Origin of the sequence: Variovorax sp. OV700 (assembly GCF_900099805.1) — a bacterium.
In the GTDB taxonomy this organism is placed as follows: Bacteria; Pseudomonadota; Gammaproteobacteria; order Burkholderiales; family Burkholderiaceae_C; genus Variovorax.
Window position 1 is genome coordinate 352,464 of sequence record NZ_FNDR01000002.1, and the last position, 12,103, is coordinate 364,566.

11 protein-coding genes are annotated in these 12,103 nt (G+C 65.9%); 4 read left to right on the plus strand and 7 right to left on the minus strand.

Annotated elements, in window-relative coordinates; translation table 11 throughout:
• Positions 1 to 22 precede the first annotated feature (22 nt).
• Both BLR24_RS05260 and BLR24_RS05265 read left to right on the plus strand, forming a co-directional pair.
• On the plus strand, positions 23 to 1,063 hold the full coding sequence (locus BLR24_RS05260; RefSeq protein WP_093013721.1) for a MerR family transcriptional regulator: 1,041 nt from the start codon (positions 23 to 25) through the stop codon (positions 1,061 to 1,063).
• A gap of 17 nt (positions 1,064 to 1,080) precedes the next feature.
• Positions 1,081 to 2,508: a carotenoid oxygenase family protein gene (locus BLR24_RS05265; RefSeq protein WP_093013724.1), complete on the plus strand. Its 1,428-nt coding sequence runs from the start codon at positions 1,081 to 1,083 to the stop codon at positions 2,506 to 2,508.
• Between the two features lie 19 nt (positions 2,509 to 2,527).
• Here BLR24_RS05265 and BLR24_RS05270 read toward each other — a convergent pair whose 3' ends face one another.
• The 6 genes from BLR24_RS05270 to BLR24_RS05295 form a co-directional block, all read right to left on the minus strand.
• On the minus strand, positions 2,528 to 4,726 hold the full coding sequence (locus BLR24_RS05270) for a putative bifunctional diguanylate cyclase/phosphodiesterase (RefSeq protein WP_254787174.1): 2,199 nt from the start codon (positions 4,724 to 4,726) through the stop codon (positions 2,528 to 2,530).
• A 37-nt stretch (positions 4,727 to 4,763) separates the two neighbouring features.
• Positions 4,764 to 5,756, minus strand: a complete 993-nt coding sequence (locus tag BLR24_RS05275) for a TRAP transporter substrate-binding protein (RefSeq protein ID WP_093013727.1) — start codon at positions 5,754 to 5,756, stop codon at positions 4,764 to 4,766.
• 168 nt (positions 5,757 to 5,924) lie between these two features.
• Complete coding sequence (locus BLR24_RS05280; RefSeq protein WP_175543184.1) at positions 5,925 to 6,527, minus strand: hypothetical protein; 603 nt, start codon at positions 6,525 to 6,527, stop codon at positions 5,925 to 5,927.
• Positions 6,528 to 6,675: 148 nt separating this feature from the next.
• On the minus strand, positions 6,676 to 6,834 hold the full coding sequence (locus BLR24_RS05285; RefSeq protein ID WP_139188716.1) for a DUF2474 family protein: 159 nt from the start codon (positions 6,832 to 6,834) through the stop codon (positions 6,676 to 6,678).
• Positions 6,815 to 7,822, minus strand: coding sequence for a cytochrome d ubiquinol oxidase subunit II (gene cydB / locus BLR24_RS05290; RefSeq protein WP_093013730.1), 1,008 nt, complete (start codon positions 7,820 to 7,822; stop codon positions 6,815 to 6,817). Before cydB ends, BLR24_RS05285 begins: the two co-directional genes overlap by 20 nt.
• The gene (locus BLR24_RS05295) at positions 7,812 to 9,221 is read right to left on the minus strand and encodes a cytochrome ubiquinol oxidase subunit I (protein ID WP_093014731.1); all 1,410 of its coding nucleotides are present in this window, start codon (positions 9,219 to 9,221) and stop codon (positions 7,812 to 7,814) included. The genes cydB and BLR24_RS05295 overlap by 11 nt, the downstream gene beginning before the upstream one ends.
• A gap of 159 nt (positions 9,222 to 9,380) precedes the next feature.
• On the opposite strand from BLR24_RS05295, the gene BLR24_RS05300 reads away from it, so the two are divergent.
• Positions 9,381 to 10,304 (plus strand): amidohydrolase family protein, encoded by a 924-nt coding sequence (locus BLR24_RS05300; RefSeq protein ID WP_093013733.1) that lies wholly within the window; start codon positions 9,381 to 9,383, stop codon positions 10,302 to 10,304.
• A 21-nt stretch (positions 10,305 to 10,325) separates the two neighbouring features.
• Here the strand turns inward: BLR24_RS05300 and BLR24_RS05305 are convergent, their stop codons facing one another.
• A complete protein-coding gene (locus BLR24_RS05305) occupies positions 10,326 to 10,874 on the minus strand; it encodes a MarR family winged helix-turn-helix transcriptional regulator (protein ID WP_254787175.1) in 549 nt (182 codons plus the stop codon).
• Positions 10,875 to 11,098: 224 nt separating this feature from the next.
• On the opposite strand from BLR24_RS05305, the gene BLR24_RS05310 reads away from it, so the two are divergent.
• On the plus strand, positions 11,099 to 12,088 hold the full coding sequence (locus tag BLR24_RS05310; RefSeq protein ID WP_093014734.1) for a tripartite tricarboxylate transporter substrate-binding protein: 990 nt from the start codon (positions 11,099 to 11,101) through the stop codon (positions 12,086 to 12,088).
• Positions 12,089 to 12,103: the final 15 nt, after the last annotated feature.

Consider the following 12,103-nt stretch of genomic DNA (forward strand, 5'->3'; position numbering starts at 1 on the left):
CCTTCAACTTGAGAGGGAAGGCATGTTTTTGAAGATTGGTGAACTTGCCCGGCGCACCGGGCTGACAGTGCGCGCATTGCGCCACTATGACGACATCGCACTGCTGGTGCCTTCCGAAAGATCCAGTGGCGGCTACCGGCTGTACGGCCGGAAGGATGTGGCGCGGCTCTACCGCATCCAGGCACTGCGCCGGCTCGATCTGCCGCTGGCGGACATACAAGGCCTCCTGGACAACCCGGCCGGCGATATGTCCGAAGTCGTGGCCCGACAGGTCGCGCAACTCGACCGCGAAATCATGCAGGCATCGGCACTGCGAACCCATCTGCTTTCAGTGCAAGGCCAGTTGCAGGCCAGCAAAGAGCCCGAGATCGACGACTGGCTGCTGGCGCTCGAAAACATGGTCGCGGGCGCGAAGTACTTCAGCGACGACGAACAGCGCACGCTCAACACTCGGCGTGACGGATTCACCGATGCGATGGCGCCTGAGCGCGCCGAATTGTCGACGTGGCTGCACAGCCTCGTCGCGGCCGGCGCATCGCCCGAGAGCCCGCAGGCGCAGTCCCTGGCACGGCGCTGGATTGCGATGCTGCTCGAAGAAGCCGGCGGCGACGAAGGCCTGCTGATCAAGCTCTACACCATGCACTGGAACGAGCCATCGCTGCACGCGCTGACAGGCGTGGACCGCGTCGGCATCCGGTTCATCTCGCACGCAATGGCGTTCGCGCGCCTGCAGCTCTACACGCCGTACTGCAGCGCTGACGACATGGCCACGCTGCGCCAGAACTACGTCGCCCAGACCGACGCGTGGCCGCCGCTCATCGCCGAAGTTCGGCAGCGGATGCTGGCGCCCGCACCCACGGATGGCGCTGCCATGCGCGCGCTGGCGATGCGTTGGCAGGCGCTATCGCTGGCCAAGGTCGGCGGCGATGCCACCTTGCACGCGAAGCTGCAGCAAGCGTTCCGCCAGGACGTGGCTTTGCGGGTCGGTTCGGGCATCGACGAGGCGTTGGCCACCTATGTCGGGCAGGCCGTCGCGCACCTGAACGCCACGTCGTCCTCCTGAATGAACCGAGGCTCCACGTGAACGCAGCAACACAGACGAACGCGCATTTCTTCACCGGCAACTACGCGCCTCTGACCGAGGAGCACGACATTGCGGCGCTCGACATCGAAGGCACGCTGCCGCGCGGGCTGTCGGGTAGCCTGTACCGCGTCGGCCCGAGCCCGCAGTACGCGCCGCGCGACAACAACTACCACTGGTTCTCCGGCGACGGCATGGTGCATGCCTTCCACATCGGCCTGGGCAAGGTGTCGTACAGCAATCGCTGGGTGCGCACGCCGAAGTGGCAGCTCGAGCATGAAGCCGGACGCGCGCTGTTCGGCACCTTCGGCAACCCCGCCACCAGCGACCCCCTGACGCAGGGCCGAAACGGCGGCACGGCCAACACCAGCATGCTGTGGCACGGCGACCGTCTGTTCGCTCTCGAAGAGTCGCACCAGCCCTTCGAGCTCGATGCCCTCACGCTGGCTTCCAAGGGACACCAGAGCTTTGGCGACCGCCTGACCTCGCGCTGTACCGCGCACCCGAAGCTCGACCCCGAGAGCGGCGAACTGCATTTCTTTGCGTACTCACCCGACGGCCCCTGTTCGCCGACCATGCTCTATGGCGTGATGGACAAGCACTGCGAGGTCACGCAACTCCAGTCGTTCATGGCGCCGTATGCCAGCATGGCGCACGACTTCATGCTGACCCGCGGACACGTGCTCTTTCCAGTCACGCCGCTGACGCTCAGCGTGGAGCGCGCCATGCGTGGCAAGCCGCTGCTCGCATGGGATGCCGCCAAGCGCACGCACGTGGGCGTGATGCGCCGCGGCAGCGCCGCCGACACCCTGCGCTGGTTCGACACCGACGCCTGCCATGTGTTCCACGTGATGAATGCCTGGGACGAGGGCGACACCATCGTGGCCCTTGTGATGCAGTCGGACACGGCGCCCGGTTTGCCCGATGCCGAAGGCCGCCCCGGCGACCCCCAGGCCATGGCCGCGCGCCTGTGCCGCTGGACCTTCGACATGGCCGGCAAGGGCACCGGGTTCCAGCGCGAGTATTTGGACGACCTGGTTGCCGAGTTCCCTCGCATCGACGAGCGGTACACCGGCCGGCGCAATCGCTACGGCTTCTACACCTGCCATGCGACCGCGCGCGCGAGGGACGATTCGGAGAGCGTGCTCTACGACAGTCTGGCCCGTTTCGATTTCGATACCGGCGAGCGCAGCATGCACACGCTCCCGCATGGCGACGTCGTGTCCGAACCGGTGTTCGTTCCGCGCGCCACGGATGCGGCCGAGGGCGATGGATGGCTGCTCGCCGTGGCTTGGCGCGAACACGAAAAGCGCAGCGACCTGCTGGTGTTCGATGCCAGGAACCTGCCCGCGGGACCCGTTGCGGTCGCCCGCTTGCCCCACCGCGTGCCGTTCGGTTTTCACGGGAGCTGGCGGCCCGGGTTGTAGAGCTGCGGCGCTTCGGCGGCTAGCCGCGCATCGACCGAGGCAGCGCGCTCGGCGCGTGTGCAGTGGCGAAACGTGTTCTGACCAGGGCGGCGAGTTCGGTGGGTGAGACAGGGGGGCTGAAGAGGTAGCCCTGCATCTCGTCGCAGCCGTTGGCGAGCAGGAACTGCAGCTGCTGCTCGGTCTCGACGCCTTCCGCGATGACCTTCAGACTGAGTTCGTGCCCCAGCGAGATGATGGCCTTGGCGATCGCCTTGTCTTCTTCGTCATCCGGAATGTCGCGCACGAAGGCTCGATCGATCTTCAGCCGGGCGATCGGAAAGCGCTTGATGGCGCTCAGGCTGGAATAGCCGGTTCCGAAATCGTCCATGGAGAGCTGCACGCCCATCCCCTGCAGCGCCTTCATCGACAGCAGGGCGCTGTCGAGATCTTCCATCACCAGGCTTTCGGTCAGCTCGAGTTCGAGAAACCGGGCTTCGAGCCCGCTTTCCGCGAGCGCCCGGGCGACCTGCTCGATCAGGGTCCTCTCCCTGAACTGCCGTGCGGACACATTGACCGAAACGGCGAATGCGGGCAGGCCCGCATGCTGCCAGGCCTTGTTCTGGAAGCAAGCGGCGCGCAGCACCCATTCGCCGATGGGAACGATGAGCCCCGTCTCTTCGGCCAGGGGGATGAAGTCTGCCGGCGGTATCAAGCCACGCTCGGGGTGGTTCCAACGGATCAATGCCTCCGCGCCAATCACCTGACCCGAACTCATCTCCAGTTGGGGCTGGTACACGAGGTGAAACTCGCCCCGGGCGATGGCATTGCGCAGCCCTTCGCGCATGGCGAGTTTGTCGCGGACCGTGTCGTTCATCTCGGACGCATAGAACCGGAAGGTGTTGCGCCCCGAGGCCTTGGCACGCGACATCGCGGCATCGGCATTCATGACCAAGGCGTCGGCGTCGGCGCCATCCGCGGGATAGGTGGCCACGCCCATGCTGGCCGTGACCTGGACCGCCTGGCTGCCGATCTGGATCGGCCACGCGATGGCCTCGAGCAGCCTTCGCAGTGCCGGAGCGATCTCTGCCCCGTCGCCCGGCTGGTCGTACAGCACGATCACGAACTCGTCGCCGCCCGTTCGCACCACCGTGTCCACGCTGCGCAGGCACTGGCTCATGCGTCCGGCCATGACCTTCAGCAAATCGTCCCCGGCTTTGCGGCCCAGGCTGTCGTTGACCAGCTTGAAACCATCGAGGTTGATGAACACCACCGTCATCAGCCGCCCGTATCGATCGGCATACGAAATGGCCTGCTTGAGCCGATCTTCCAGCAGCGCGCGGTTCGGGAGCCCAGTCAACGCATCGTGGGTGGCCTGGTGCTTCAGGGTGTCGGCGCTGCTTTCCAGCAGCACGTTGGAATTCTCGATCGACTCGGCCATCTGGTTCATGGCCCTTGCCAGGATGCCGAACTCATCGTCGCGGCCTTGCTGCGCCCTTGCGCTGAAGTCTCCCGAGGCAACGCGCCGGGAGAAGGCGATGAGCTGCGTGATGGAGCCCGTGATGCGCAGCGAGACGATCCTTGCGATCACGACGCCCATGACAGCGGCCATCGCAATCATGGCAATGGCGGCCCAGCGCGAGAAACTGGCTGCACGTGCGACGTCGCTTCGCGTTTGAAGCGCTCGCTTGCTTGCCGCGGTGTGCAGCGCCTCCACGGAGGACTCGATGGCAACCGCCGCATCGACGTAGCCTTGGCGCGACGCGCGTGCCGCGCCGAGATTGCCCTCCTTGCCATGCTGCTTGATGAACGCGAGAAACCCGTTCTCGTATTGCAGGGTCTGGGCCTCGATCCGATCGACCTGGTCCCGAAACCGCGGATCGGTCGAGACGATTCGCAGGCTGGCCAGGTACTCGCGCATATCCAGCAAATGGTTCTGCATGGCGGGCAGCGAACGCGTGCTGGCCTCCGCCACGCCGAGCCGATCCGCCGACAGCAGGAGCTCGCTTTCGGCTTCGCGCGCCTTGTACATCGCCAGCGAACTGCGCAAGCTCAGGTCCGCCATCCGGTTGTCACTGTTCAACAACTTGTCGATGGCGGCCGAGGACCGCTGTTCGCTCAGATAGAAGGCAACGCCCAGTGCGAGCATCAGCGCGATGACGACGCCGAACCCCAGAGCGATCTCTACCCGCAGGCTGAGCGATCGTTTCCGCCACGAGAAGCCGGCCAGCAATTGGCTCAAATGCGGCCGACTCCGCGGTCCTCGCTGGCGAGGCGCCTCACCGCTTTCGCTCTGCATCGACCATCTTCAGAAAAGTGCGCACGTTCTCTTCGCCGGCAAAGCGCGCGATCTCCGCGCGGGCGCTTTGCGTGGCGGCGCGAAACGGCGCGGGGTCGGGCCGCGTGACCTTCACGCCGGCGGCGGCCATCCTGGCGATGAGCTGCTCCTCCTCGGCGATGATTTTCTTGCGCATGCCGTCGCCTGCCGCCTTGCTTTCTTCCCGCACGATGGCTTGCTGCGCCGGCGTGAGCTTTGCCCAACTCGTGGCGCTCATGAGGTGAAGCGTGTTGTAGTACACATGGCGCGTCAAGGCGAGGTGCTTCTGGGCCTCGTACAACTTGTTGTAGTAGATGACGTTGATCGGGTTCTCCTGGCCGTCGACCACGCCCTGCGACAGCGCCTGGGGAAGTTCTTTGAAGCCCACCTTGCTGACCTGGGCACCCAGCGCTTCCATGGTGGCCTCGAGCTCGGCGACGGGCGGAACGCGCACCCGGAGGCCCCGCACGTCTTCAGGCACGTTGACCGGGCGCTTGTTGTTGGTGAGATTGCGGAATCCCCATTCCCAGTTGGACAAGATGATGAAGCCCTGCTTCTCGGCAAGCGGTGCGAGCCATTTCATCGCCGGGCCATCGAGCACGCGGTGGGCGTGCGAATAACTGTCGAACAGATACGGAAGAATGACAACGGAGAACGTTTTCTCGTACTTGATGAGATAGTTCATCGAGGTCACGTCCATGTCGACGGCGCCGAGCCTGACCTTCTGCAGCAGTTCGTTCTCGCTGCCGAGTTGAGACGCGGGAAAGATCTCCACGCTTACCTGCCCGCGCGTGCGCTCTTCGACGCGCTTCGCAAACTGGAGTGCCGCCAGATGCGCCGGGTGCGTGGTGGTTGCGGCGTGCACCAGCGACAACACGACGGGCTCGGCATGCGCCGCCGGTGCGAGCGCTGCAAAGCCCCATGCCGCGACAAGCCTCAGGAGTGATTTTTTCATGCCAAACGGTTTGTTCGGACTGAGCCGTGAAGCTCATTAGACCCTCGATGGATTGTCGCCGCCGACTCATTCCATGCGGGATATCCCTGCAGCAAACCGATGGTCTCGCGCGAGTCGCGCAAGTGTTTACATGAAAAGTTCTATAGCGAGGCGCGGGTCGGACGTGGGTCAGTACGAATCGCTACCGGTAGCAGCGGAATCGCCTGCCGAAGATCCAAGAGGACCGGCGGGCGGTCCGCTCGTTGAAGCCCGTTGGCTCATCTCGTCGGTCGCGGCCGCGAGACACTGGTTCGCGGTGGCCCATGCGCGGTTCACCAGCTCCCGGTCGAGGGCATCGGGCGGCGGTCCGAGACCACGAAAGTAAGCAATCCGTTTTGCATGCAGGTCGTACTCGGCGCGGCGCGCATGTTGCTCAAGTTCCTTCCAAACGCGCAGGTAAGTCACGGTCGTGGGCACGCGCCGCTGCGTGACCGGAAGAACGAAGCCATGCCTGCCGTCCGCCGCGGGATGGTTCTCGGCCTCCTCTTCCGTATGTGGCAAAGCGAACACAGCCACCGACGCTTCGCTGCTGCCGGCGGCAAACCATCGAAAGGTATTTGCCCGCTTGCCGAAGCGGCCCGTCGTCCGTACGAAGAGATAGCCCGAGGTCACGCTGCCAATCGCATCGACGGGAATGCCGGCGTTTCGAAGCGCCTGGACCAGCGCACGGCCCATCACGCTCGACGGCAACTTCAGGGTGACGGTCGGGTCATGAGCCGTCTGGTTTTTCATGGTCCTTGGCTTGTTTGGAACCGCTGCGTTCTACCTGGCTGCGAATCATGGTGGCGCACTTCTCCATGTCCCCAGCGTGCGCCTGGGCGGGACACCCCCTGTCGGACGGCGCCGACGCCTTGGGTAGGCGGCAGGGGGTCGCCCTCGTTCAGCGGCCGAGACCGACGGCGTTCATGACAAAGCGAAGCACCAGGGAAAGAAGGTAAAGCGAAACCACGCTTGCAAGCCAGATGGCCGCGAGCCAGCCGAGGCGGCGCAACCACTTGCGCCTGCCTGGGCCTGGGTCTTCAATGGTAGCCATCGCCATGCCGCACCTTGCCGCGAAAGACCCAGTAGCTCCAAGCCGTGTACATCAGGATGATGGGAATGATCAGGAGCGCTCCCACCAGCGCAAAGCCCAGGCTCTGCGCGGGCCCTGCCGCCTGCCAGATCGAGATGTCCGGCGGAATGACGTTCGGCCACAGGCTGATGCCCAGCCCCGTGTAGCCGAGAAAGAGCAGGGCCAGCGTGAGAACGAAAGGTGACGCGTGCCCGTCGCCGCGCAGCGCCTGCAAGAGCTTGTACACCACGAGCGCCACAAGCAGCGGCACCGGCGCGAAGTACAGCAGGTTGGGCAGGCTGAACCACCGCGTTGCAATCGCCTTGTGCGCGAGCGGTGTCCAGATGCTGATCGCGATGATGACGGCGAGCATGAGCCACGCCAGGGGCCGCGCCAGGCTGCGCATGCGCACCTGCAGACGGCCTTCGGTCTTCATCACGAGCCAGGTGGCGCCGAGCAGCGCGTAGGCCGCAACCAGCGCGAGTCCCGTGAAGAGCGAGAACGGCGAGACCCAGTCGAACGAGCCGCCGGCAAAATTGCCGTCCACCACCTTCAGGCCGTTGAGAAACGCGCCCAGCGTCACGCCCTGGAAAAAGGTGGCGGTGAACGAGCCGCCGATGAAGGCCGCATCCCACCAGCGCCGCTTGCCCGCCCGCGCCTTGAAGCGGAATTCGAACGCAACGCCGCGAAACACCAGCCCCACGAGCATGAGGATCAGCGGCAGGTAGAACGCGCTGAGGATCACCGCATAGGCCAGCGGAAACGCCGCCAGTAGCCCGGCCCCGCCGAGCACCAGCCAGGTCTCGTTGCCATCCCACACCGGCGCCACGGTGTTCATCATGACGTCGCGGTCTTCCTTGGCCGGCAAGAACGGAAAGAGGATACCGATGCCGAGATCGAAGCCGTCCATCACCACGTACATCATGATGCCGAACAGGATGATCACGGCCCAGATCAGGGGAAGATCAATGCCCATCGTCGGACTCCGGTGCTGCTGAAAGCGGGCGCATGGGCTGCCGCGGTTCCCCGGGCCCTCCATGCATGGGCGGATCGCCATGGTCGCCCGTGGGGCCCTTGGCGATCAGGCGCAGCCCGTAGGCCGTGCCTGCGCCGAACACCACGAAGTACACGATGACGAACAGTGCGAGCGTGAACCCGACCTGCGAGGTCGAATGCTGCGGCGAGACCGCATCGGCCGTGCGCATGAGGCCGTAGACGACCCAGGGCTGGCGGCCGATCTCGGTGGTGAACCAGCCGGCCAGGATGGCGACCAGGCCCGCGGGCGAGAGCGCCACCGCAAGCCGCAGGAACGCGCGCTGCGAATACAGCCTCTGCCCGCGGCGCAGCCACAGCCCCCAGAAGGCCAGTGCGATCATTAGCACGCCGAGGCCCACCATCGCGCGGAAGGTCCAGAACACGATGGCCGAGTTCGGCCGGTCTTCCGGTGCGAAGTCCTTGAGCGCCGGAATCTGCCCGTCCCAGCTGTGCGCTAGCAGGAGGCTGCCCGCGCGTGGAATCTCGATCGCGAAGCGCGTGACCTCGGCTTTCATGTCGGGCCAGCCGAAAAGAATCAGCGGCACGCCTTCGCCCTTCGGCGTGCGCTCCCAGTGGCCTTCGATCGCGGCCAGTTTGGCGGGCTGGTGCTCGAGCGTGTTGAGGCCGTGCTGGTCGCCGATGAGCGCCTGCAGCGGCGCCGCCGCGAGCAGCATCCACAAGGCCATCGAAAGCATGGTGCGCACGCGCGTGTTGTCGTTGCCGCGCAGCAGGTGCCAGGCCGCCGCGCCGCCCACCATCAGCGCCGTTGCAAGGTAGGCTGCGGTGACGGTGTGCGCCAGGCGATAGGGGAAGGACGGATTGAAGATCACCTTGAACCAGTCGACCGGCACCACGCGCCCGTCGATGATCTCGTGGCCCTGCGGCGTCTGCATCCAGCTGTTCGATGCGAGGATCCAGGTGGCCGAGACCAGCGTGCCAACGGCCACGGCCAGCGTCGAGACGAAGTGCAGGCCCGGCCCCACGCGCTCGCGGCCGAACAGCATCACGCCGAGAAAGCCCGCTTCGAGAAAGAACGCGGTCAGCACCTCGTAGGCCAGCAACGGTCCGGTCACGCCGCCGGCAAAGCGCGAGAAGTTGCTCCAGTTGGTGCCGAACTGGTAGGCCATCACCAGCCCCGACACCACACCCATGCCAAAGGCCACGGCAAAGATCTTGATCCAGAACTGGTACAGGTCGATGTACACCTGGCGGCCGGTGCGCAGCCACAGGCCTTCGAGCACGGCCAGGTAGCTCGCGAGCCCGATGGTCAGCGCCGGAAAGATGATGTGGAACGAGATCGTGAAGCCGAACTGGACGCGGGCGAGGATGAGAGGTTCCATATCGTGTTCCATGGCGCGGACGCGGGAGCCGGTCACGCGGTTCTATTACACGGCTGGGCGGCCGAAAAGGGAACTGGGCGTTTTGACCCACCGAGGCTCCGCAGGCGCGCTCGCGCTGAATCGAGGACGGGTCCAGAATGAGACGACCGACCGATCGACATGCGTTCCATCTTCAGCAATCACATGAGAGCCATTGCGCCCTTCGCGGCATTTGTCCTGGCCACCTGCTTGCCCCTAGCCCATGGCCAGGCCGCACAAGGTCCGCAGGCCTACGACGGCCCGCTGTTCGACACGCACCTGCACTACAACCAGGAAGCCTGGGACGGCAACACCGGGCCCTATCCGCCTGCCGAAGCGCTCGCGCGCATGCAGCGCAACCAGGTGACGGCGATCGTGGCCAACTCGCGGCCCAACGCCGGCACGCAGACGCTGGCCGCGGCGCGCGAGACCCGCGCCGCGGGCGTGACCGTGGTGCCCTTCGTGCGGCTGTACCGCAATCGCGACGATTACAGCAACTGGTTCCGCGACGAGACCATCCACGAGATGGTGCTGGCCGAGCTGGCACGCGGTACCGCGAGCGGGCCCTACCGCGGGATCGGCGAGTTCCACTTGTACGAGAGCGCCAATGCCAATGGGCCGGTGGCCAGGAAACTGATCGCGCTCGCGGAGCGGCAGAAGCTCGCGGTGCTCGCGCATGTCGACGACGTGGCGATCGACCTGCTGATGGCCAACGCGCCTTCGAAGGGCCGGAACCTTCGGCTCATCTGGGCGCACACCGGCATCGGCGGCGCACCCATCGAGCGGGTGCAGGCCCTGCTGGAACGCTACCCGCTGCTGATGGGGGAGCTGTCGTACCGGCCGGGGCTCACCTGCGAAGGCGGCAGGCTGTGCCCCGAGTGGCGCGCGCTGATCCTCAAGTATCCGGAGCGCTTCATGATCGGCTCCGACACCTGGGTGAACCAGCGCTGGAGCGCCTACGACGAGATCATGCGCGGCTATCGCACCTGGCTTGGCGAACTGCCGCCCGACGTGGCGCGGCGCATTGCGTGGGGCAACGCGGCTGCGCTGTTCGATCTGCGCTGAGAGCGCGGTGCCGCTAAACCGCTAAACCTGGCGCGATTCCGGCCACCGGTGCCGCGTGCCGCCAGATCGCCGGTCGGCTTTCTCAGCCACCACGCCCTGCGCGCTCAAAGCGTTGCCGCGCTGTTCGAGGTGCTGCAGGCACTGCAGGAAGATGTCGAGGTGCGCCGGCGCGATGCCCTCGAGCAGATCGACGTTGAGTTCTGCGATGCGCGGAAACACGCGGTCGAAGAGCTGCCGGCCCGAGGGGCTCAGCCGCACGTGCACTTCGCGCCGGTCCTCGGCGTCCTGCCGGCGCACCACCAGCTTCTTGTCGACCAGGCCACGCAGGCCGCGCGAAGTGCGCACGCGGTCCAGGTGCAGGTGCGCGGCCAGCGCCGAGGAGCGGATCTCGCCCTGCTGCGCAAGCGTGGCGATCATTCCCCATTCGCGCCGCGTGATGCCGAAGCCGCCTTCGACCAGGCGCGTGGCCATGCCGTTGCTGGCGCGCACCGCGCGCGAGAACCGGTACAGGAGCAGGTCGTCGAGCGAGTTCGGCGCAAGCACCGCGCTGGCGTCGGGAAAAGCGGGCATGTCTTGCGGACCGTGCATGGCGAGCGGAAATAGGAAATCGAAAGCGGTGAAAAGGGTGTGGCCCGCGCGCCTCGGCAGGCAAGTGATGGATTAGATCAACTGTTTGTGGCGTGCGTATAAACGGTAACAAATTACACGGGATGAAACAAACGCAGGCCGGCGATTGTCGCCGCGAAGGCCTGCGCGCGCCCGTGTCGATGCCACCACCGCAAGCAGGAGATCCGATGACCGCATTCTTTTCCCGGCGCAAGCTCACCACATGGTGCCTCGCGCTCGCCGCGTGTGCCGCATGCGTCGCGCCGCTGGCCCACGCCCAGACGCCGATCTTCGACGGTCCGCTCACGCTGGTGGTCGGCTACACCGCGGGCGGCAGCACCGACCGCATCGCCCGCCTGGTCGCCGAGCGGCTCGGCCCGAGGCTCGGCGTGGCGGTGACGGTCGAAAACCGACCGGGCGAAGGCGGCCGGCTGGCCGCCAAGGAGACCAAGCGCGCGCCCGCCGGACAGAACGTGTTGATGCTCGGCAACCCCGCGGTCATGGTGGTGGCGCCGCTCGTGTTCAAGGATCTGGGCTACGACCCCGACAAGGACTTCGTGCCGGTGTCGCAGGTCAGCAGCTACGACTTCGCGCTGGCCGTGGGCAACAAGCTGCAGCTCGACCGCGCGATGTTCCTCGTGGGCCGGCTCTGGGCGCATCCGGAAGAGGCCGTCTTCGGCGTGCCCGCCACCGGCAGCCTGCCTCACTTCTTCGGCCTGATGGTGGGCGACGCGCTCAGCGTGCAGCCGCAGATCAAGGGCTACGGCGGATCGGCGCCGCTTTCGGCCGACCTGACCGGCGGCAACCTGCCGATCGCCATCGACACGCTCGATTCGCTCTACGCGCAGCACGTGGCCGGCAAGATCCGCATCCTGGCCGTCTCGGGCAAGAAGCGCGTGAGCTTCGCGCCCGCCATTCCCACCTTCCGCGAGGCCGGCATGAAGATCGATGCCGACGGCTGGAACACCTTCTTCGCCCCGGCCGCGATGCCGCCTGCCAAGGTGCAGCAGCTGGCCATCGCGATCCGTGACGTCATGCAGGACCCGGCGCTGCAAAAGGCCGCCAATGCGGCCTACATCACGCCCATCGTCAGCACGCAGGCCGAGACCGCGCAGATGCTCAAGAGCTTTCGCCAGCAGTGGGAGCCGGTGGTGCGGCGCTCGGGCTTTCAGCCCTGAACGAACCAGTTCAGG